The organism is Gordonia neofelifaecis NRRL B-59395, from assembly GCF_000192435.1.
GTDB classification, from domain to species: domain Bacteria; phylum Actinomycetota; class Actinomycetes; order Mycobacteriales; family Mycobacteriaceae; genus Gordonia; species Gordonia neofelifaecis.
In genome coordinates this window covers 123,803-144,454 of the sequence record NZ_AEUD01000011.1, presented here as the reverse complement: position 1 = coordinate 144,454, position 20,652 = coordinate 123,803, and the positions used below count along the sequence as shown (strand labels likewise).

Sequence of the window (20,652 nt, the reverse complement as noted above, 5' to 3'; positions counted from 1 at the left end):
TCAGGAGGTCACGATGGCCGATGCATCCGACGTCTTCTCCGAGTCCGCGTTCGACGCGGCGATCGATCGGGTGTGGGTTCGCTTCCGCTGCGAACTCGCCGATCAACTGGACAGGCTGCGCAGCGGCCACCCGATCACCGTCTACGCTCTGTGGACCGAGATGTTCGGGCCGCAGCCGACGATCGTCTTCACGCACACGGGGAACAATCGGCTCCGGCTCACCGTCGCCGACTGCGACCTCTACCCGTATGGACCCGAGGACCAGGATCGCATCGACATGCTGATCGCGGACGGGTGGCGATCCCTGCGCGACGGGACGTGCATCCGCGAGTTCGCGCAGCGCCGGGTGGACGCCGCGGCGATGTGCGCCCAGTACGCGCTCCGTGAGGTGTGGGGCGTCCCCGATCCGAGTTACCTGGTCTCCGACAACGACGATGTCCTGCGCACGTTCATCACTCCCCACGCCGCCGCGCGTGAGCCGAAGATGCGCTGACCCTCGACTCGTATCAGGGCCGCCTCGTTCCAGTCGCGATCGCCTCGCTCCAGCGCAGGTCACCGGGTTTCGACACGGACCTCCGCTGCGCTCCGGTCCGGCTCAACCGGCGAGGGGTCCGACCAGCGATACGGGGCCGACAGCCGGGAGGCCGGGACGTCAGCAGCCGTCGTCGGCGGATAGGCGGCCGAGGTAGCGATCCCGCTCCGCCGGACTGAGCGGATCGGTGGTCCGGCAGATCCACCCGAGGGCCTCGGTGCGGTCGGTGGTCTGGAGGTAGACGACCCCGGTGCCGTCACCGGCCACCGGGTACTGCGGACCCGCACCGGCGTCGGCGGGCAGCACCCAGTTCGAGACGCTGCGCGAGCCACCGAGAACGGGCGAGATGGTGGTGCCCCGTACCAGCGTGCCGTCGTCGCCTACCCGATAGTCGGTCACTTCGCGCGTTCCGGTGCCGATGAGCAGGCGGTCGCCGAGGCGGCCGATCGTGACAGCGTGCACGCCGCGAGCGCGGCTGACCACCTCCGGACGGCCGTCGGCGCCGATGCGCCAGACCGCGAGATCACCGGCCGCGACGACGATGCGGTCGCCGCGCGTGAACACGGCCGCCGTCGCCTGTTCGCCCATGGGCAGCACGACCGGAGCACCACCGGGCAGGGCGTACAGGTAGGCGTTGCCGTCGTCGGACGCGACGACGACACGGGTGCCGTCCGTCGAATAGTTCACGCTGCGGATCAGGTCGCCGGGCCCGGAGAGGACCTCGCCCACCGGCCTCGGAGCTGCCGGATCGGATACGTCCCAACGCTGGACGCGGCGATCGTCGAGGCCCGTCGCCAGCTCACGCCCGTTCGGCGCGAAGGCGATCTCGTTGGTGTACCGCGTCCCGACGCGGATCTCCCCTGACCGACGCGGATGCTCGGGATCGGCCAGATCCCACAGCTCCACGAGCCCGCCGTTGTTGTTGGCGGTGGCCGCCGACGACCCGTCCGCGGAGACGACCACGCGCGGCCTGTTGTTGGCCCGCCGATCGATCTCCGTACTGGACCGCTGATGCCAGCCGGTCTCGTCCCTGGTCCAGACGTTCATCCGCGCGTCGGAGCCCACCGTCACCATCCGGCTGCCCGACGCGCCCTCGTCGAGCCCACTGATCGGCGAGCCTCGATCCGGCAACAGACCGGGCGGCAGGGTCCACAGGTCGACGCCGCCGTCGGAACGGCCGACCACCAGTTCACGTCCGTCCGGGCTGAACTCGGTACTCACCATCCGCACCGCACCCGGCGCCACCGACCGCTGAAGCTCCCACAGCGGAAGCGGATCGGAGATCGACGTCGTATTCCAGACGTCTACGATCCCGTCGCTGCCCGCTCGGGCGAGGAGCGGGCGCGTGGGATCCGCCGCGATCGACCATGAGCCCGACGTGACACCGGCCAGCGACGTGTTGTCCGGACGCGGGGCCGCCGGGTCGGCGACATTCCACAGCTGAACGTTCGCACTGTCACCGGTGACCGCGAGCACCGTGTCGCCCGCCATGAACGCCAAGGCGTGCGTGATGCTCGGGAAACCGCGCAGCGGCTCACCCGCGGGTTGCGGACTGTCGCTGTCGGCCGCCGTCCAGAGACGGACGGTCTGATCCTCGCCGCCGGTGGCCAGGACGGTGCCCGCCGCATTGAACGCGAGCGATCGGACCGATCCCGTGTGGCCGCGCAGCACCGCCGTCTGCGCCGGCGGACGATCGCCTTCGACGCGGTAGACGGTCACCGTGCCGTCGTCCGACGACGCGGCCAGATGTCTGCCGCTCGGGCTGAACCGCGTGAGGTAGGCGGCGCCCCGACCGGGCCGCAGGACCGAGACCGGCACCGGTGCCATCGGATTCGTGATGTTCCACAGACGAACCGTGCCGTCGCCGCTCGCCGCGGCCAGCAGTCGTCCGGTCCGGTCGATGGTCACCGAGGTCACGAACGAGCCGAAACCGTGGAGCGTCGCGACCGCCCGGAAGGGTTCGGGTGCATCGTCGGTGCGGCGCCAGAGCCGCACCGTCCGATCATTGCTCGCCGTGGCCAGCAGTCGTCCGTCATCGGAGAACACCACGTCGTAGACGGCACCGGTGTGGCCGGTCAGCGATCGCGCGAGCGGCGAGGTGTAGGCCGCCAGCACGCCGCTGCGGATCTGCGCATCGTCCGGGTACCGGAGGTCGGCGACCGCCAGCATGCGTGCTGCCAGTGACGGATCCGAGGTGATCAGCCCGTCGATGCTCGACATGACCGCGGCGTGTTCGGCACTGTTGCGCTGGCGGGCCAGATCCGAGGCCTGCCGCGTCGCGATGACCGCGGTGATCGCCGACGCCAAGCCGAGCACGATCACCAGCGCGATGGAGGCGAACCGGACTCGTTTGCGCAGACGCCGCTGACGAGCCGCGGCGTCGAGGAAGTCGGCCGCTCCGGCGGGCAGCAGTACCTGCCGGTGTTCGCCGAGTTCGGCCCGATTCGCCTGCGACGTCGCGAGCCGCGCACCGCTGTACAGGTAGTCGGTGCGGCGGTCACCGGCGATCCACGTTCCGGTGTCGACGGCCAGTTGCTGCATCCATTGGATGAGATCGGCGTCTTCGGCGATCCAGTCGGCCATCCGCGGCCACGACGACATCACCGCCTCGTGGATGAAGGCCACCGAATCGGCGCTGACGGTCAGCAGTCGCGCATCGGCGAACGCATCGACGATCCGGGCCGCCGAGTCCGGGAACCGCTCGCGCAGTTCGGCGGGCGAGACGACGGTCCGCATCGGCGTCCGGCGGGGCCCGAACTGCATCAGCGCCAGGAGCAGGGCACGTGCCTCCTCGTGATCGGCCGGATCGAGCGCCGCCCACGTCTGCTCGGCGGTGTCGGCGAGCGCCGAGGTGATCCCGCCCGCTGCCCGATACGAACCGACGGTGAGACGGTTGCCGCTGCGCCGCGTCCACATCACCTGCAGTGCGTGGGCCAGGAGCGGCAGTCGGCCCGCTCGGTCGCCTTCGGTCGAGGCCTGGTGCAGGTCGTCGATCATCAGGTCGGCGAGACCGTCGTCGATCCGGCCGCCGGCCATCCGCACGGGTTCGACGATCACCTGCCGCAGCTGGTCGTCGGACATCTCGGAGAGGATCATCGAGCGGTCCTGCCACGCCTGCGCCAGCAGCGGGATCTCGACGCAGGCGCCGAAGAAGTCGGCGCGGATGCCGAGCACCACCACGCTCCCGGCGTCCGACAGCTTCTCGACGTCGTCGAGGACTCGCCTGCGCTGCGCCTCGTCCTCCAGGGCGAAGGTCTCTTCGAACTGATCCACGACCACCAGATCGGTGCCGGTCGGCACCGGCTCCCCGGCGAGCCCGTCGGCGCTGACGCGGAGCCGCACGGGCGCGTTCCACGGTTCGGCGGCACGCGCGAGTCCCGCACCGAGCAGCGACGACTTGCCCGCGCCCGACACTCCCGTGACGACGACGATCCGGTTGCCCGCCGATTCCCGCGCCTCGCCGAGCAGGTCGACGAGCGCGGCGATCGTGTCGTCTCGCCCGAAGTAGCGGTCACGGTCGCCCGCCACCATCGACGCCAGTCCGGGGAACGGCGTGTCGAGGCGCGCGCCCGAGACCGGGTCGTGGTGCCTGCGCCAGAGGCGCCGCCACTCGGGCATGGAGACCAGGTCCGCGACCCCCGCGTCGAGCGCGCGGCGGTTGAGCCACATGATCAGCGGCAGCACCGTGTTGAAGTCGCGCGGCACGTGCCTGCCGTTGCGCCAATCGCTGATCCGCTGCGGGGTGGCCTCACCCCGACCCGTCTTGGCCATGCCCTCGGAGGCGGCGCGCAACGTCGGCTTGCCGGCCTGAACGAAGAGCCTCGCGAGCGCCGGACCGAACTCGCTCTCCGGCGGCGTAGAGGTCACTCAGAGAGATTATCCGAGGGGCGATGCGGCCGCCGGAGACGACCCTCCGACCGGACAACCCTCCGGATTTCTCCGGAACGGAAAACCCGTACAAGCCGTTGACCTGCATAGATCCTTCATATTCGGCGGATTTCATTAGTTCTTCCACATTCGCGTTCCTAGTTTGGTAGGTGCACGCCACCCGGGCGTCGCCCTTCCCATCTACCGTCGGGGTTTCCAGAATGACCAAGCGTCTGTCCACATTGATCGCCGTGCTGGCCGCGTTCTTCGCGACCGCCGCACTGCTGCCCGCCACCGCGTCCGCGGCCACCCATCACACCCGCGAGGGCGTCACCATCGACCTGGCGACCAGCCAGCTGTCGGCGAAGAAGATCCCGCCGCTCGACGGATCGCCGACCTCCGCCGAGGCCCTGCTGTCGTCGGACGTGCACGCCGCGCTCACCGGAATCAAGGGCAAGAAGGTCAGCGCGACCCTCGAAGTCGGCTACCAGATCGGCTACCCCGTCTCGATCGCTCCCGGCGGCGTCAAGATCACCGCGCACACCCCGGACCTGAAGCTCAGCGGCGGCGTCAACGCCAAGATCAACCCGAACGTCTCGGTGTCCGGCACGGGCGGCGGCGGCTCGGTCGGCGAGATCGGCACCGAGCTCGGCGCCGAGTCGACGATCATCCCCGCCGCCGACCTCGAGTTCGAGGTCGGGGCCGGAAAGATCACCACCGTCTCGCTCGCGAAGATCGCGCTCACCAAGCCGACCGCCGACATCGTGCTCTCCGGCGTCGAACTCCACGCGACCAACGCGATCGGCCCCATCTCGGTGCGGCCGTTCACCAAGATCTCGGTGACCACCGAGACCGGCGTGTACGTCTACTACGCCTACGGCACGACGAGCCGGATCTGATCGGACGTCTCAACGGCGACGGGACCGGTGCCTCGCGCACCGGTCCCGTCGGCTTGTAATCGACACTTAACACTGTGGTCAAACCCACGAAACAGCCGTCCAGTTTCTGTCGATCGCACGCGCGCGGCTAGAGTGACTCACGGAAATTGGCCCAGTGGACCGAAATTTTGCGGTGCGCGCCGAGCCCAGCTCGTGCAAACGCACCAGTTGGGAGTACTACACATGACTGCATGGGACAGCGATCTCCAGGGTTGCTATGACACCGTGATCAACCGCAACCCCGGTGAGCCCGAGTTCCACCAGGCCGTTCAGGAAGTCTTCGAGTCGCTGAGCCCCGTCATGCTCAAGCACCCGGAGTACCAGGACGTCCTGACCCGCATGTGCGAGCCGGAGCGTCAGATCATCTTCCGCGTGCCGTGGATCGACGACTCGGGCCAGGTCCAGATCAACCGCGGTTTCCGCGTCGAGTTCAACTCGGCCCTCGGCCCGTACAAGGGCGGCCTGCGCTTCCACCCGTCGGTGAACCTCTCGATCGTCAAGTTCCTCGGCTTCGAGCAGATCTTCAAGAACGCCCTCACCGGCCTGCCCATCGGCGGCGGCAAGGGCGGCTCGGACTTCGACCCCAAGGGCCGCTCCGACCTCGAGGTCATGCGTTTCTGCCAGTCATTCATGACCGAGCTGTACCGCCACATCGGCGAGTACACCGACGTCCCCGCCGGCGACATCGGCGTCGGCGGCCGCGAGATCGGCTACCTGTTCGGTCAGTACAAGCGCATCACCAACCGCTACGAGTCGGGCGTCCTGACCGGCAAGGGCCTGTCGTGGGGCGGCTCGCAGGTCCGCCCGGAGGCCACCGGCTACGGCGCAGTCTTCTTCGTCGACGAGATGCTGAAGGCCAAGGGCGACAGCTTCGACGGCAAGAAGGTGCTCGTGTCCGGTTCGGGCAACGTCGCGACCTACGCCATCGAGAAGATCCACCAGCTCGGCGGCAAGGTCATCGCCTGCTCGGACTCGTCGGGCTACGTCGTCGACGAGAACGGCATCGACCTGGAGGTCCTCAAGGAGGTCAAGCAGGTCCGTCGCGCCCGCCTGAGCGAGTACGTCGAGCTGCGCGGCGGCGGAGCGCGTCTGGTCACCGAGGGCACACTCTGGCAGGTTCCGGCCGACATCGCGCTGCCCTGCGCCACCCAGAACGAGCTGGACGAGAAGGATGCCGAGGCGCTGGTCCGCAACGGCTGCAAGATCGTCGCCGAGGGCGCCAACATGCCGACCACGCCGGACGCCACCAAGGTCCTCCTGGCCGCCGGTGTCGGCTTCGCGCCGGGTAAGGCCGCCAACGCGGGCGGTGTCGCCACCTCCGCGCTGGAGATGCAGCAGAACGCCTCGCGTGACTCCTGGAGCTTCGAGTACGCCGAGGAGCGCCTGAGCTCGATCATGCGCACCCTGCACCAGAACTGCCTGGAGACCGCTGACGAATACAACGAGCCGGGCAACTACACCCTCGGCGCCAACGTCGCCGGCTTCGTCAAGGTCGCCGACGCGATGAACGCATTGGGCGTCATCTGAGCCGACGCCTCGACGAGAAGGCCCGCCGCGGGAAACCGCGGCGGGCCTTCTGCGTCATTCGCAACGCGGCCTACGCCGTCTTCTGCGCCACCTTGTCGACCGACTTGGCGAACACCTTGTTGAACGCCGCGAGGTCCGGCGTCGCGCCCGGGGCCGCCTCACTGGCCTGAACGCTCACCAGGTAGCCGTTGACCATCGCATAGCCGATGATCATCGAGGTCTTGGTCTTGGTTCCCTGGAACGTGATGGTCGAGTTCTGCTGCACCACGATCGCCTCGTCGGCGCTGGTCTTCGGCGCGTCGACGATCTTCGACACGACGACGCCCTTGGCACCCGCCGCCTGGCCCTCGGTGATCTCGATGTTCAGGTTCGCGCAGTCGCCGGTCACCGCCTTCCGGTAGTCGTCGATCGAGCTGTCGACGACCGACACCGTCTCGGCGAGTACCGACGTAGACTTCATCGCGACGATGAAGCCCGTCTTGCCGACGTCGATCTTGTCCGGGAAGGCGCTGAGCTGCATGCAGTTCGACGGCGTCACCTTCGCGCTCTTGGTGGAGCTCAGGATCGACTCGGAGACCTTCTGGATCTGATCCTTCGGCACGTCCATCACCTGGTATCCGGCCGGGAGGTCTGCCTTGCCGATGATGAGGGTGGGCGCCTTGGTCGCGTCCACCGCCGATGCGGTCGTCGTCTGCGTCCCGGGCACGGGCGCGCCGTCGTCGGTCGAACTGCATCCGGCGATGAGCGTCGCCGCGGCACCGGCCGCCACCGCCGCTCCGGCGATCCTCTTGATTGTCATCACGTGTCGTCGTCCCTATCTACGTTTCTCAATCGACGGGACAATCCTGACCGATGCCGGACGCGGCGCTCACACCGGAGTCGTCCATCCGAATGGGCGCCGCCGGATTCGGCTCGGATTCCGAGTTCACCGCTCAGCCGAGCGGCACCGATTCCGACCTCACTTCGCGGCCTTGGCGACGGCTTTCGCGAAGACGTCTGCGAACGCCGCGCGGTCCAAGCCGCCCGACCCGTCGATGGGACTCATCTGAACGGTGACCAGGTAGCCGTCGACCAGGGCGTTGCCGACGAGAAGATCCATCGAACCCGATTTGGAGCCGTTGACGGTGCGACTGCGGCTCTCGACGACGAGCACGTCGTCGGCCCGGCCCCTCGGTAGGTCGAGCACCGAGTACGTGACGTCGATGTCGGATCCCTTGACCGGTCCGGCCGTCACGGCGACGTGCACCGTGCCGCAGTCGCCGGTGACCTCGCGGCGCGCGGTTCGCAGGTCCACGCCGCCGTCGACGTCGTCCGCGAACTGCACCGACTCGCTGACCGCGACCTCGGCGTTCGTCGCTGCCATCACTCCGACGGTCGCCGTGTCGATCTTCTTGACCATCGCTCCCGGAGCCACACAGTTCGCCGGCGTGACCTGTGCCTTCTTCGTGGAGTCGACGAGCTGGTCGGTCATCTGCTGGAGTTCGTCCTTGCCGAGCTTCGCGGCGTGGAAACCTGCGGGCAGGTCGGCCTGGGTCAACGTCACGTCGACGGCCCGCTGCTGCTCGGGACTGACCGCATCGGCATCGCTGCATCCGACGGCGAGCGCGAGCACCGCGGCTGCCGACACCATCGCGCCCGACGTCCGGATCGCCCTGCTCGCCATGTGTCTCCTTCGGCCGAAGTCTTCGGTACTGAATGTACTTGGCTGGTGCTCTGCGGGTCTGCGCGCACGGACCGGTGTCCGCGAGTCACGGGCGCGAGGCACGCTCGCCGATCCATCCGCGGATCGGTTCGCCGCCCACCAGATGCTGTTCGACCACCGTCGCCACGCGGTCCGCGGTGAGCCCGGCGTACCAGACGCCGTCCGGATACACCGCGACCACCGGGGCCTGCGAGCACGGGAACAGGCATCCGGTGAGGGTGACGAGCACGTCGTCGTCGCCGAGGGCCTGCGCCTCGAGCGCATCGGTGAGCGCCGCCTGCGTCTCAGGGGCACCGTTCGCGGAGCATCGCGGCCCACGGCAGACCAGCACGTGCCGGGAGAAGGCCGGGATCTGCTCCCACGCCCGGCACGCGAGCGGGGCGGTCGTATCGCGGGCCGCGGCGCCGCCGTGAACGGCGACGTCTTCGACGAGGTCCGCGTATCTCTCCGCATCGGCGAGCGAGCCGCCGATGCGGACTTCGGGTGCGGTCCCGGCCGGCTGCTGCCGCAGCCAGTGTCCGATGACCCGTCGGAACCAGGCGTCCATCCTCCGGTCGGCGAGCGTCTGCCCGCTGAGGACCATCACGGAGGCCGCACCGGCGCGGACCGCGTCGTCGAGCACTTCGGTCACCGTTGACGAGCCGCCGCCCAGCACCGCCGACCGGAACGTCACGGCCTGATGCCGCGCCGCCAGGACGGCGAGTGCGGGCTCCAGCACGACCGCTGGATCCGCGCCCCGGTCGGTCGGCGCGGTGACGATCACCCAATCCGCCTCAATCATCGCTGTCCCCTCTCCGAATCATCGGCCACGCCGCACATCACGATCAGCGGACCGCCGGTGACCGGGTGTCTCATCACCTGGGCGTCGAGGCCGTACACCTCGGCGAGTAGCTCGGGCGTCAGGACTTCGTCGGGCGTCCCCACCGCGTGCACCCGGCCGTCGTCGAGCACGATGAGCCGGTCGCAGTACATCGCCGCCAACTGGAGGTCGTGCACGGCCGCCAGAACCGTCAGGCCGAGCCCGCAGGCGACGTCCAGGAGGTGCAGCCCCGCCGCGACGTCGAGATGGTTGGTCGGCTCGTCGAGCACCAGCACCTGCGGTCGCTGGGCGAGCGCCCGCGCCATCTGCACCTTCTGCCGCTCGCCGCCCGACAGGGTCTGCCAGGCTCGCAGGCGCAGGTCCTCGATGCCGAGGGTCCGGAGGGCGTCGTCGACGTCGGCCGAGGCCTCACCGAGAGGTCTCCCCCACCCCGAGGCGTTCGGGATCGTTCCGAGTTCGACGATCTGCTCCACCGTCAGTTCCAGGACGGTCGCCGAATGCTGCTCGACCTCGGCGACCATCCGCGCGAAGTCGCGTCGACGGATGTCGTGGACGTCGCGCCCACCGAGCAGGACCCGGCCGGAATCCGGCCGCTGCCAGCGCATGACCATCGACAGCAGCGTCGACTTGCCCGAGCCGTTCGGCCCGATCACCCCGGTGAACCGGCCCGCCGGTGCGACCGCCGTGACATCGCGGAGGATGTGTTCGCCGCCGCGTACGAAGTCGACGCCGTGGATCTCGATGCCGGGAGCGCCGTCGGACGCCGCGGTCATTCGGTCCCCCGCTGCCTGCGCAGGAGATAGATGAACGCTGGAACACCGATCACCGACGTGACCAGGCTGAGCGGCAGCTCTCGATCGGGCATCACGCTGCGGGCGATGATGTCGGCCCAGACCACGACGAGGGCTCCGGCGACGACGGTCATCGGAAGGACTCGGTAGTGCAGCGGCCCGACCAGGAATCGCACCATGTGCGGGACCACCAGGCCGACGAAGCCGACGATCCCCGCCAGCGCCACCAGGACCGCCGTGCACAGCGAGACCAGTGTGTACAGGGTCCAGCGAGTGCGCGCGACGTGCGTGCCGAGGCTCGCCGCAGCGCGCTCGCCGAACGCGAAGGCGTCGAGGGTCCGCGAATGAGCGAGCACCGCGGCGACGGTCACGGTCGTCACGATCGCGGTGATCGTCAGGCTGTTCCAGCGGATTCCCGACACCGAGCCGAGGGACCAGTACATCACCCGCTCCGCGGTCCCGTGCGGCCCGAAGTAGACCAGCGCCGAGCTGAGCGCCGAGGCGAGCTGGCCCACCGCGACACCGGCGAGGATGAGCCTGCCGGGCAGCAGCGCGCCGCCGCGGGTGACGGCGATGCCGAACACCAGGAGGAGTGCGCCGAGCGACCCGATGAACGCGGCGAGCGAGACGACCGATCCGCCCGCCATCGTGCCCAGACCGAGTCCGGTGCTCAGCACGACCACCGCGCCGAGCGACGCACCGCCCGACATGCCGAGGATGTACGGGTCGGCCAGCTGGTTTCCGGTCAGCGTTTGCAGCACGGCACCGCACACCGCCAGTCCGGCGCCGACGAGGGCGGCGCCGACCACTCGCGGCAGTCGTAGCTGGACGACGATGTTCTCGTCGATCACGTCGGAGGTACCGATCCCGACACTGCTGCCGATCGCCCGCACCACCGTCGCGAGCGAGAGGTCCGCCGACCCGATCGCGACGCCGACCATCATGCTGAGCAGGAGCAGAACGGTGAGTCCGACCAGCCAGAGGATCGAGACCGGCGTCCCGCGCAGCCGTTCGCGCATTACTTCGCGAACGCGTCGGACAGCTTCGTCGCGCCGTCGATCAGTCGCGGCCCCGGCGTGCCCTCCGCGAACGGGATGACCACGAATGAACCCGTCCCGACAGCCTTCAGATCCTTCAGTGCGGGGTCGGACTCCAGGTACTTCTTCTTCGCCTCCGCGGTGTCCCAGTCGGCGTCGACCAGCACGATCATGTCCGGGTCGGCTTTCAGCACCGACTCCCAGCCGGCGTCGGCCCAGTTGCCGGGGACGTCGGCGAAGATGTTCTTCGCGCCGGTCGCCTCGATGACCAGTTGCGGCCCGCCCTGCCCCGCGCCGACGTAAGGCTTGTCCGTCGCCGAGTCCCACCACAGGACCGTCTTGCCCGCGCCGGTCGATCTGGCCGTCAGATCGGCGAGCGTCGCCCGCATCCGGGCGTTCACCTCGTCCGCCTCGGCGGTGCGGCCGAACAGGACACCGTAGTCACTGTTCTCACCCGCCACCGCGTCCCACGACGACTTCGGCCGCGTCGAGGCGTCCTCGCACGCGAACGGCGAGACGTAGGTGGCCACGCCGAGGTCGGCGAACGACTGCTGTGTTCCCAGGGTCTTGTCGGTGAAAGCGCTGCTGTACGACGCCGCCACCAGGTCCGGATGCTTCTCGAGAACCGCCTCGCGCGTCGGGTACTTGTCCGAGAGCACCGGGACCTCGGCGTACGCGTCGGCCCACTGGGGAGCGATCGCACTGTCGAGATACGCGGTACCGGCCAGCCGGCCGCCTGCGCCGACGGCGAGCGCGGACTCGGTGGCGCCCTGGTTGACGGTGATCGCCGCTGTCGCCGGCTGCTTCATCGAGACGGTGCGTCCGCAGTTCTGCAGACTGATCGCGCCGCCGGCGGGATCGGCCTCGGAACTGCTGTCGGAGCAGGCTGAGACGGTGAGGACGATCGCGGCGCATGCCAGGACCGCCGTATTGTTCAGGGTGCGCAAAGCGACCCCCCTTCCAGATACTCGTGGAACTTCGGGGTTACGCCGCGGCCGGTCTCCTGGCTTCACAGGGCTGCCGGCGGTCGCGCCTTCCCGGGCGACGAGCACCCAGTGGCTGGAGTCTTGCACTCCCGGCGACTACCGGACCTGTTCACAGTGGCGAGTACCGCGCCGGCGTTTCACCGGACTTCCCGAGCACCGTGACGTATCTCGGCGAGTCTATCCGGCGCGGATCGAAGTGCCGATTCGCGCCGGTCGACTCACCGCAGACGTCTCAGGCGGGGTTCTTGAAGTAGACGAGCTGATGCGTCGTCGCGAGCAGCACGTCGTCGGACCAGATCTGGCCGTACTGATCGAAGTGCCCGTGCCCGAATCGGGCGGCTTTCGCCGTCGCCAGCACGTGCCGTGCACCGTGGGCGGCGAGTTCCTCCGCGGTCGCATGGAAGTACGTGGTGAGCGTGATGGTTCCCGCGGGCATGTACGTCCCGTGCCGCAGGAAGGCGCGCGGGAAGAACGAGTCCGTCATCGCCGTGAGCGCCGGGAAGTCGAGCGGACGCGCGGGCTCGTCGCGCAGCCAGTAGGTGGACGTCGAATCGTCGGACTTCGCGTCGATGCCACCGACGACGAAACGCTTGTCGTAGCTCTTGGCCCACGCGATGAAGTCGGGGAAGTCCGACGGCTCGACGTCGTCGACCGGCGGCACCGACGGCGGTGTCGACTCGGTGTCGCCCCAGGTGTCGCGGACGGTCCCGAACACCGCGGTGCCGGTCGCGACCGTTTGATCGGCCTGCCGGATCGCGAACGTCCAGTGCTGGTTGGTGCGATTGGTGCGCACCGGCTCGAGCGCGAGGTCCCACTCACCTTCCGCGATCGGGGCCGCATAGTTGATCGTCAGGGCCAGCGGATCGCCGAGTACCTCGGGATGCCGCTGGATGCCGTTGACGACCGTCGCCGCGGTGACACCGCCGAACGGGCCGACCATGTTGTTGTAAGCCGGATGCGTGGTGGCGCGGACGACGTACTCCGGCGCGGGTGCGATCGGCACCAGCGCGATCGCCTCATCGAAAACGTGTGTCATACTCACGAAACTAACAGAATGATCGTTCTACTTGCGAGTACACTGTGTCCATGACCACGCCCCCCGTCCGCGAACGGCTGCTGCTCTCAGCGACAGTGCTGCTGCGGAGCAAAGGCGCCGACGGCTTCGGCATGTCCGAGCTCATGGAGCACAGCGGAGTCGCCCGGCGGTCGATGTACCAGCACTTTCCGGAAGGCAAGGGGCAACTGCTCGCCGAGGCGACCGCCGAAGCCGGTCGGTTCGCATCGACCCGGCTCGCGTCCGCCCTCGCCGACCGCACGGCCGTGGACGGCTTCGTCATCACCATCGAACGATGGAAGCGGATCCTGCGCTCCAGCGACTACGAACTCGGCTGCCCGCTCGTCGCCGCCTCCATCTCGGCGACCGACTACCCGGCGGCCGCACAGCAGGCGGCCCGCGCCTTCCGGACCCTCTCGGACCAGGTCGCGGCCGCTTTCGAAGCGGACGGCACGCCGGCCGACGATGCTCGGCGGGCGGGCGAGTTCCTCGTCGCCTCGATGGAGGGCGCGATCATCACCTCCCGCACGCTGCGTTCGACCACCCCTCTCGATGCTCTGATCGAGCACGTCCGGCACGTCTGGGGCTGACAGCCGACCACCCCCGCATCCACCGGCCATGTGCCGTCTCGGCGCAATTCCTGTACAAATGTACATGTACATACGTACAGAACCAGGAGGCGACCGTGACGAAACGAGATCCGGAGGCACGTCGTGCCGCGATAGTCGAGGCTGCGGCCGATCTCGTCGTCGAACTCGGCCCGGAGCGACTGACGCACCGACGGGTCGCCGAACGTGCGGGTGTGCCGCTCGGCTCCACCACGCAGTACTTCTCGTCCATCGACGACCTCCGCACGCAGGCACTGGCCCGGTTGGCCACCGAGATCGACGACGATCTGGACGCGGTGCGACAGAGTCTCGCCGACTCCGGCGGATCCGTCGAGGTGCTCGTCGAGCAGATGCACGACTACCTGACGAACAGCCGCAACGTGTCCGCCGACGTCTCGCTGATGTCGGCCGCGGCCTTCGACGCCGAACTCCGCACCCTCGCCCTGCGCTGGCAGCACAACCTCGTCGACATCCTGACCGGCTACGTCGGCCCGGACAATGCACTCGCACTCGCGATGCTCGCCGACGGCGTCACCGTCCACGCCGCCCTGCACGACGCCCCCGTCTCCAAGCAGTTCCTCCACACCCTCGTCGCGCCCTTCATGGCGCAGAAACGATCACTGTCATGACCACTTCGCCGACCGCCGAAGGCGCAGGCTTCTCCACCGTGCGCGCGTGGATCGCCACCGCGGTCCTCAGCGCCAGCCTGCTCGTGATCGTCATGGACATGACGATTCTCAACATCGCACTGCCCGCGATGTCCGCCGACCTGGAGCCGACCGCGACCCAACTGCTGTGGATCGTCGACGTCTACTCCCTGGTGCTCGCGGGTCTGCTGGTGCCCGCGGCGTCGTTGGCCGACCGGTGGGGGCGCAAACGCATGCTGCTGGTCGGGTACACGATCTTCGGCGGGGCGTCGTTGCTGGTCCTGGTCGCCGAGTCGGCGCCCGCGGTGATCGCCGTCCGCGCGCTCCTCGGCATCGGCGGCGCGTTCATCATGCCGACCACGCTGTCGACGATCCGGGTGCTGTTCGCCGATCCGCTTCAGCGAGCGCGAGCCCTGGCGGTCTGGGCGTCCGTCGCGGGTCTCGGCGCCGCGATCGGACCGCTGATCGGCGGCTTCCTGGTGGAGCACTTCTCCTGGCAGTCGGCGTTCCTGGTCAACGCCCCGCTGATGGCGCTGGCGGTCGTCGCCGGACTGTTCCTGCTGCCCGAGTCCCGGTCGTCCGACCCGGGCGCCTGGGACTGGCTCGGCATCGCGCTGTCGTTCTCCGGGATGGTGCTGCTGATGTGGTCGGTCAAGCACTTCGGCGCCGAGTCGAGCCTGCTGGTACCGGAGGGCTGGGCGGCTTTCGTCGCCGGTGTCGCCCTCCTCACGCTGTTCGTGCGACGCAGCCTGCGGCAGGAACGGCCGATGCTCGACGTCGGTCTGTTCCGCAATCGTGTCTTCACAGGCGGCATCGCCGCGGCACTCGGCTCCATGTTCGCCATGGCCGCCGCGCTGCTGCTCCTCGCGCAGTGGCTGCAGGCCGTCGAGGGCAGCTCCCCGATCCGCGCGGGTCTGCAGCTGGTGCCGCTGGCGATCGCCGCGGCCGCGGCATCGCTCGCCGCGCCCGCCCTCGCGGAACGGATCGGGCCGCGCACCGTGATCGCCGGCGGAATCGCCGCCGCCGGTATCGGGATGATCCTGGTGTACCTGATCCCCGGCGAGCTGCACTACGCCTCAGCGGTGGTGTCGCTGATCCTGGTCGGCATCGGCATGGGCGCGCTCGCGATCGGCTCCGCGCTGATCATGTCGGGCAGTCCGGAGAACCGGGCGGGCAACGCGGCGGCGATGGAGGAGACGTCGTACGAACTCGGCAGTGTCATCGGCGTCGCCTTGCTCGGCAGCGTCGCCGCCGTCCTGTACCGCGGACAGCTGGACGCATCCGGCGCTCTCGACACGCTCGATCCCACCCTGCACGACGCCGCACGCGAATCCATCGGCTCCGCAGCGGGTATCGCCGAGCAGCTCGACATGCCGGAGCTGGCCGCCCGGGCCGGCGCCGCATTCACCGAGTCGATGCAGGTCACCAGCCTCATCGGCGGCATCATCATGGTCGCCGTCGGCGCGCTGGTCTACGCGCTCGTCCCGGCAGGCACCCGGATCGACGCGAAGGTCGACGCCGCGCACTGACGATCCGTGCCGTGCCGGCCGGTTCGAACGGGCCGATCCTCGCGCGCCGGTGATAGGTTCGCGGCGTGTCAGCAGGCAGGACTCTCCCCGAACCGAACCGCGGACGGCTCAGCGACGGCCGCGAGATCCTGCTGTTCGACGTCGGCGCCCCGCCCCCGCTCGGCGTCGACCGCCGCGACCTGCCGCCCCGGCCCGCAGCCCCGCAGACGGTGATCCGCCGCGACCCCGTCACAGGCGACGAGGTCGTCATCTCGCCGGCCCGTCAGGATCGAACGCATCTGCCGCCGCGGCGCGAGTGCCCGCTGTGTCCCGATCCCGACGGTCTGACCGGTGAGATTCCGGCGGCGGATTACCGGGTCGCGGTGTTCGAGAACCGCTTCCCCTCGCTCGCGGGCTCGTCGGACCCCGGGTCCGCGGTCCCGGCACCCGCCGACGACCTCCGCGCCGAACGGCCGGGGGTGGGGCGCTGCGAGGTCGTCTGCTTCACCAGCGATCACGACGGCTCCTTCGGGTCGCTGCCTCCGCGACAGGCCCGCCTCGCCATCGACGTGCTGGCCCACCGCACTGAGGAACTCCTCGCGCTCGACGAGGTGACGGAGGTGCACTGCTTCGAGAATCGTGGTGAGGAGGTCGGCGTGACGCTGGCGCATCCGCACGGACAGATCTACGCCTATCCGTTCATCACCCCGCGGACCGAGTCGATGATGCGTGAGGCGGCCCGGCATCGCGCCCGGACCGGCGACGATCTCTTCGACTCGATCCTCGCCCACGAGGTGGACGACGGCGAGCGCATCCTCGTCCGCACCGCCCTCACCACCGCCTTCGTGCCGTACGCGGCCCGCTGGCCGGTGGAGGCACACGTCTACCCGAACCGCGGGGTCCGCCGGCTCGCCGAACTGACCGACGACGAGGCCGACGACCTCGCCGCGGTCTACCAGTCGATCCTCCGCGCCTGCGACGCGCTCTACGACCGCCCGCTGCCGTATGTGGCGTCGTGGCATCAGTATCGGATCGGCGCCGCCGAGGGACGGCTGCACGCCGAGGTCTTCTCGATCCAGCGGAGCGCGGAGAAGCTGAAGTATCTCGCGGGTTCGGAGTCGGCGCGGGATGCCTTCATCACCGACAAGACGCCCGAGGACATCGCGGCCGGACTGCGTGCGGCTCTCGACCCGGGGGTGCACCATGGATGACATGGCTGAGGCGCCGCCCGACCGCTCCGCGCCCGGAACCGCGACGATCCGCGCGTACGCACCCGGGCGCGTCAACCTGATCGGCGAACACACCGACTACAACGAGGGCTTCGCACTCCCGATCGCACTGCAGCTCGGCACGACGGTCAGCTTCGTCCCCGATCCGGCCACCGACTCGATCACCGCCTCCTCCGACCTCGAATCCCACTCCGTCCGCATCCCTCTGAACACTGCGCCGGGCGGCGTGACCGGATGGGGCGCGTACGTCGCCGGCTGCGTCTGGGCACTGCGCGAGCGCGGCACAGACGTCCCGGGTGGGCGGATGTCGATCAGCTCCGACCTCCCCGTCGGCGCCGGACTGTCGTCGTCGGCGGCCTTGGAGTGCGCGGTCCTGCGAGCGCTGACCGCGGCTGCCGCGACGAACCCGGACCGGCGCACCCTGGCGTTGCTGGCCCAGCGCGCGGAGAACGATTACGTCGGCGCGCCGACCGGTCTGCTCGACCAGCTGAGCAGCCTGTTCGGCGAGGTCGACACCGCGCTCCTGCTCGACTTCCGCTCGCTGCAGGTCACTCCGGTTCCCGTCGACCTCGGCACCACGTCCCTGCTCGTCATCGACTCACGCGCGCCGCATCGCAACGTCGCGGGCGAGTACCGCAGCCGTCGCCTGGCGTGCGAGGAGGCGGCGCGCCATCTGTCCGCGCACAGTCTTCGCTACATCCACGACGACGGCTGGCGCGAACTCCGCGACGACGTGCTGCGGCGCCGCGCTCGGCATGTGCTGACCGAGAATCGACGAGTGCACGACGCTGCTGCCGCGCTGCGCGCCGGCGATCTTCCCGGCCTGGGACGGCTGATGGACGCCTCGCACGCGTCGATGCGGGACGATTTCGAGATCACCACCGAAGGAATCGACCTCATCGCCGAAACAGCAAGGAAATCAGGCGCTTTCGGCGCACGCATGACCGGCGGCGGGTTCGGCGGCAGCGTCGTCGTGCTCGCTCCGGCCGAGGCCGCGCAGCGAATCCGAACCGCTCTGCCCGACCGCGTCGAGCAGAGCGGGCTGCCCCGTCCGACAGTCACTCCCGTCCGTCCCGGCGGCGGAGCGGGTCTCCAGATGGCAAGGTGACTCAGATGAGCACCGACAACGCCGCCATCGCACGCCGCGCCTACCAGTCACTCGAGCCGTATCACGTTCTCGCGTACTTCAATCCGGGTCTGGGCGCCGCGCAGACCGACCTCGGACTCGACGGCCACGCCTTCTACGTCGGCGCCCGCGCGGTGCCGCTCGGCGAGGCGGCCGGGCCGGTGGTCACCGCCGCCTTCTACAACTTCTCGCCATCGCTGACCGAGTCGGCGTGGGAGCGGGCCCGCGCCGCCGGGCTGGCCGCGATCGACGAGCGCCGCTACGCCATGCTCGACGAGCAGTACCGGTCGATCCTCGGCGACGCCTGCGACGAGATCGCGCCGCTGCTCCCCGAATTCGAGTCGCTGCTCGACGGGCTGCCCGTCTCGGGTCGTCCGTTGGGCGCGGCCTGGGCGGCGTCGGCGATTCCCGAGGCACCGCATCTCGCGCTGTGGCGGCACCTGTCGGTGCTGCGCGAATGGCGGGGCGACAACCACATCGCCGAGCTCATCAGCCACGGTCTCGACGGCATCGACGCCGGCGTCTTCCACGAGGCGCAGCTGCCGGAGGACGTTCCGCGTCGGGTGCTGGGCCATCGCTTCTTCCTGCTGACCCGCGGATGGTCGGAGGACGACTGGAATGCCGCCGTCGACCGGCTCGCCGACCGCGGCCTCGCGGAGCGCGTCGGCGACGACCACCGGCTCACCGCTGACGGGTACGCGATGTACCAGGACATCGAGGCACGCACCGATCAACTGACCGGAGCGAGCCTCGACGCGAGCTTCGCCGATCTGATCGAACGCACCCGACGCTTCGTCAAGCCGGTGATCGACGCGGGCGTGCTGCCCGGAACCCGAAAGAAGGCCTGACGGCCCGTCCCGTGTTCACGGCTTCCACGAGCCGCCGACCTGGCGCGTCGCATGGTTCACGCGGTTGTAGAGGTTGATGTTGCCGATCGCGACGACGAGTGCGGCGAGCTGCGCCTCGTCGAACTCGTCGGCGGCGCGCTCCCACAGCTCGTCGGAGACCGCTTCGGGCTTGTTCGAGAGCTCGGTCAGTTCCTCCGCCATCTCCAGCGCGATGCGCTCGGCGTCGGAGAAGTACGGCGAGTCCCGCCACGCGCCGACGGCGAACAGCTTCTCGTCGCTGACGCCGAGCTTGCGGGCGATCCGCCAGTGGCCGTCGAGGCACGTGCTGCAGCCGTTGAGCTGGCTGGCCCGCATGTTCACCATCTCGCAGAGGTCCTGCGGCAGGCCGGTGTCGGCGACGGTCTTGTGGATCGCCATCAGGGCGTCGAACACGCCGGGAAGCAGCATCACGGGGTTGGTCATCCGTGCGTTCATGGTCATGTCTCCTTGCGTCGGTCCCGGCGGCGCCGGGCGTCTGTCACATGCGGAGCGACTGCCCCGTCACTCATATGACGGATCAACGGAGAAGGATGTGACACATGCAGACGGAAATCTTTGAGAACGCTCGTCCCCGACTGATGTCGGTGGCCACGCGGATGCTCGGCGCGCCCGCCGATGCGGAGGAGGCGGTGCAGGAGGCCTGGCTCCGCGCCATGGATGTCGACGACGAGATCGACAACCCGACCGCCTGGCTGACGACGGTCGTCTCCCGCATCTGCCTCGACATGCTGCGTGCCCGCCGCGACACCGCGCCGATCGAGGACGCCGACCGGCCCGACCCGCGCACCGGGCCCGCCGATGAGGCGCAACTCGCCGAAGCCGTGGGGTCCGCGATGAGCGCGGTGATCGACAACCTCGGGCCCGCCGAACGCGTCGCGTTCGTCCTGCACGACGTGTTCGGGGTGCCGTTCGACGACGTCGCCTCGATTCTCGGAAAGTCGCCCGCGGCCACCCGCCAGGTCGCGAGCCGGGCACGCAAGCGAGTGTCCGCGGCACCGCCCGACGCGAGTTCCCGCCGCGCGAGCGCCGTCGCGGCGTTCCTGTCGGCTTCCCGCGACGGAGACTTCGGCGCGCTCGTCGAACTGCTCGATCCCGACGCGGTGTTCCGGACCTTCACCGACGACGAGCCGCCCGCCCTGGTCAACGGCGCGCCGGCGATCGCGGAGGCATTCATGTTCCGCGCCAAGTCGGCGCTGACGGTGCTGCTCGACGGCAAGATCGGCGTGGCCGTGCCGCACCCGTCCGGCACCGACGCCATGCTCCTGGTCATGGACGTCTCGTTCACCCCGACCGGATCGATCGCCGCGATCGATGCGACACTCCGGGCCGACGAACTCGCGGTCGTCGAGGTGCAGGCGGCCGGGTAGCCGAGAGCGCCTTCCCCCGATGGTCG

General features: G+C 69.4%; 19 protein-coding genes and 1 riboswitch. Of the genes, 10 read left to right on the top strand and 9 right to left on the bottom strand.

What is annotated here, in order from left to right; all coding sequences use genetic code 11:
* The first annotated feature begins 13 nt into the window (after positions 1–13).
* Complete coding sequence (locus SCNU_RS13390) at positions 14–493, top strand: TY-Chap domain-containing protein (RefSeq protein WP_009679916.1); 480 nt, start codon at positions 14–16, stop codon at positions 491–493.
* A gap of 159 nt (positions 494–652) precedes the next feature.
* On the opposite strand, the gene SCNU_RS13385 is transcribed toward SCNU_RS13390, so the two are convergent.
* Positions 653–4,399 carry an nSTAND1 domain-containing NTPase gene (locus tag SCNU_RS13385; RefSeq protein WP_009679915.1) on the bottom strand — a complete coding sequence of 1,249 codons (3,747 nt, stop codon included), beginning with the start codon at positions 4,397–4,399 and terminating at the stop codon, positions 653–655.
* 221 nt (positions 4,400–4,620) lie between these two features.
* On the opposite strand from SCNU_RS13385, the gene SCNU_RS13380 reads away from it, so the two are divergent.
* Positions 4,621–5,298, top strand: coding sequence for an MspA family porin (locus SCNU_RS13380; RefSeq protein ID WP_009679914.1), 678 nt, complete (start codon positions 4,621–4,623; stop codon positions 5,296–5,298).
* Positions 5,299–5,520: 222 nt separating this feature from the next.
* A complete protein-coding gene (gdhA, locus tag SCNU_RS13375) occupies positions 5,521–6,864 on the top strand; it encodes an NADP-specific glutamate dehydrogenase (RefSeq protein ID WP_009679913.1) in 1,344 nt (447 codons plus the stop codon).
* A gap of 70 nt (positions 6,865–6,934) precedes the next feature.
* On the opposite strand, the gene SCNU_RS13370 is transcribed toward gdhA, so the two are convergent.
* The 7 genes from SCNU_RS13370 to SCNU_RS13340 form a co-directional block, all read right to left on the bottom strand.
* Positions 6,935–7,663: a hypothetical protein gene (locus SCNU_RS13370; RefSeq protein WP_009679912.1), complete on the bottom strand. Its 729-nt coding sequence runs from the start codon at positions 7,661–7,663 to the stop codon at positions 6,935–6,937.
* A gap of 159 nt (positions 7,664–7,822) precedes the next feature.
* Complete coding sequence (locus SCNU_RS13365) at positions 7,823–8,527, bottom strand: hypothetical protein (RefSeq protein ID WP_009679911.1); 705 nt, start codon at positions 8,525–8,527, stop codon at positions 7,823–7,825.
* An 85-nt stretch (positions 8,528–8,612) separates the two neighbouring features.
* Positions 8,613–9,347: a (2Fe-2S) ferredoxin domain-containing protein gene (locus SCNU_RS13360; protein WP_009679910.1), complete on the bottom strand. Its 735-nt coding sequence runs from the start codon at positions 9,345–9,347 to the stop codon at positions 8,613–8,615.
* A complete protein-coding gene (locus tag SCNU_RS13355; RefSeq protein WP_009679909.1) occupies positions 9,344–10,159 on the bottom strand; it encodes an ABC transporter ATP-binding protein in 816 nt (271 codons plus the stop codon). The genes SCNU_RS13360 and SCNU_RS13355 overlap by 4 nt, the downstream gene beginning before the upstream one ends.
* Complete coding sequence (locus SCNU_RS13350) at positions 10,156–11,196, bottom strand: FecCD family ABC transporter permease (protein ID WP_009679908.1); 1,041 nt, start codon at positions 11,194–11,196, stop codon at positions 10,156–10,158. The genes SCNU_RS13355 and SCNU_RS13350 overlap by 4 nt, the downstream gene beginning before the upstream one ends.
* Positions 11,196–12,161, bottom strand: a complete 966-nt coding sequence (locus tag SCNU_RS13345; protein WP_009679907.1) for an ABC transporter substrate-binding protein — start codon at positions 12,159–12,161, stop codon at positions 11,196–11,198. Before SCNU_RS13345 ends, SCNU_RS13350 begins: the two co-directional genes overlap by 1 nt.
* A gap of 29 nt (positions 12,162–12,190) precedes the next feature.
* A riboswitch (cobalamin riboswitch) is annotated at positions 12,191–12,376 on the bottom strand.
* 56 nt (positions 12,377–12,432) lie between these two features.
* Positions 12,433–13,236, bottom strand: a complete 804-nt coding sequence (locus SCNU_RS13340; RefSeq protein ID WP_009679906.1) for a thioesterase family protein — start codon at positions 13,234–13,236, stop codon at positions 12,433–12,435.
* Between the two features lie 50 nt (positions 13,237–13,286).
* Here SCNU_RS13340 and SCNU_RS13335 point away from each other — a divergent pair, with 50 nt between their 5' ends.
* The 6 genes from SCNU_RS13335 to SCNU_RS13310 all read left to right on the top strand — a co-directional run bounded on the left by SCNU_RS13335 (position 13,287) and on the right by SCNU_RS13310 (position 19,220).
* Entirely contained in the window at positions 13,287–13,844 is a 558-nt protein-coding gene (locus SCNU_RS13335; RefSeq protein WP_040518428.1) for a TetR/AcrR family transcriptional regulator, read from the top strand.
* A gap of 95 nt (positions 13,845–13,939) precedes the next feature.
* Positions 13,940–14,491, top strand: a complete 552-nt coding sequence (locus tag SCNU_RS13330) for a TetR/AcrR family transcriptional regulator (protein WP_009679904.1) — start codon at positions 13,940–13,942, stop codon at positions 14,489–14,491.
* Entirely contained in the window at positions 14,488–16,038 is a 1,551-nt protein-coding gene (locus SCNU_RS13325) for an MFS transporter (RefSeq protein ID WP_009679903.1), read from the top strand. The genes SCNU_RS13330 and SCNU_RS13325 overlap by 4 nt, the downstream gene beginning before the upstream one ends.
* Before the next feature lie 65 nt (positions 16,039–16,103).
* Positions 16,104–17,228 (top strand): galactose-1-phosphate uridylyltransferase, encoded by a 1,125-nt coding sequence (gene galT, locus SCNU_RS13320; RefSeq protein WP_009679902.1) that lies wholly within the window; start codon positions 16,104–16,106, stop codon positions 17,226–17,228.
* 1 nt (position 17,229) lies between these two features.
* Positions 17,230–18,354, top strand: coding sequence for a galactokinase (locus SCNU_RS13315; protein WP_009679901.1), 1,125 nt, complete (start codon positions 17,230–17,232; stop codon positions 18,352–18,354).
* A 5-nt stretch (positions 18,355–18,359) separates the two neighbouring features.
* Positions 18,360–19,220, top strand: a complete 861-nt coding sequence (locus SCNU_RS13310; protein WP_009679900.1) for an SCO6745 family protein — start codon at positions 18,360–18,362, stop codon at positions 19,218–19,220.
* 15 nt (positions 19,221–19,235) lie between these two features.
* Here SCNU_RS13310 and SCNU_RS13305 read toward each other — a convergent pair whose 3' ends face one another.
* Positions 19,236–19,700 (bottom strand): carboxymuconolactone decarboxylase family protein, encoded by a 465-nt coding sequence (locus SCNU_RS13305; protein WP_009679899.1) that lies wholly within the window; start codon positions 19,698–19,700, stop codon positions 19,236–19,238.
* A 98-nt stretch (positions 19,701–19,798) separates the two neighbouring features.
* Between SCNU_RS13305 and SCNU_RS13300 the strand changes: the two genes are divergently transcribed.
* On the top strand, positions 19,799–20,626 hold the full coding sequence (locus tag SCNU_RS13300; protein WP_009679898.1) for a sigma-70 family RNA polymerase sigma factor: 828 nt from the start codon (positions 19,799–19,801) through the stop codon (positions 20,624–20,626).
* Positions 20,627–20,652: the final 26 nt, after the last annotated feature.

What these genes read in the sequence shown, in the direction of transcription:
- SCNU_RS13390 (WP_009679916.1), top strand. Translation starts at nt 14, where the DNA reads ATGGCCGATGCATCCGACGTCTTCTCCGAGTCCGCGTTCGACGCGGCG.
- SCNU_RS13380 (WP_009679914.1), top strand. Translation starts at nt 4,621, where the DNA reads ATGACCAAGCGTCTGTCCACATTGATCGCCGTGCTGGCCGCGTTCTTC.
- gdhA (WP_009679913.1), top strand. Translation starts at nt 5,521, where the DNA reads ATGACTGCATGGGACAGCGATCTCCAGGGTTGCTATGACACCGTGATC.
- SCNU_RS13370 (WP_009679912.1), bottom strand. Translation starts at nt 7,663, where the DNA reads ATGACAATCAAGAGGATCGCCGGAGCGGCGGTGGCGGCCGGTGCCGCG.
- SCNU_RS13365 (WP_009679911.1), bottom strand. Translation starts at nt 8,527, where the DNA reads ATGGCGAGCAGGGCGATCCGGACGTCGGGCGCGATGGTGTCGGCAGCC.
- SCNU_RS13360 (WP_009679910.1), bottom strand. Translation starts at nt 9,347, where the DNA reads ATGATTGAGGCGGATTGGGTGATCGTCACCGCGCCGACCGACCGGGGC.
- SCNU_RS13355 (WP_009679909.1), bottom strand. Translation starts at nt 10,159, where the DNA reads ATGACCGCGGCGTCCGACGGCGCTCCCGGCATCGAGATCCACGGCGTC.
- SCNU_RS13350 (WP_009679908.1), bottom strand. Translation starts at nt 11,196, where the DNA reads ATGCGCGAACGGCTGCGCGGGACGCCGGTCTCGATCCTCTGGCTGGTC.
- SCNU_RS13340 (WP_009679906.1), bottom strand. Translation starts at nt 13,236, where the DNA reads ATGACACACGTTTTCGATGAGGCGATCGCGCTGGTGCCGATCGCACCC.
- SCNU_RS13335 (WP_040518428.1), top strand. Translation starts at nt 13,287, where the DNA reads ATGACCACGCCCCCCGTCCGCGAACGGCTGCTGCTCTCAGCGACAGTG.
- SCNU_RS13325 (WP_009679903.1), top strand. Translation starts at nt 14,488, where the DNA reads ATGACCACTTCGCCGACCGCCGAAGGCGCAGGCTTCTCCACCGTGCGC.
- SCNU_RS13315 (WP_009679901.1), top strand. Translation starts at nt 17,230, where the DNA reads ATGGCTGAGGCGCCGCCCGACCGCTCCGCGCCCGGAACCGCGACGATC.
- SCNU_RS13310 (WP_009679900.1), top strand. Translation starts at nt 18,360, where the DNA reads ATGAGCACCGACAACGCCGCCATCGCACGCCGCGCCTACCAGTCACTC.
- SCNU_RS13305 (WP_009679899.1), bottom strand. Translation starts at nt 19,700, where the DNA reads ATGACCATGAACGCACGGATGACCAACCCCGTGATGCTGCTTCCCGGC.
- SCNU_RS13300 (WP_009679898.1), top strand. Translation starts at nt 19,799, where the DNA reads ATGCAGACGGAAATCTTTGAGAACGCTCGTCCCCGACTGATGTCGGTG.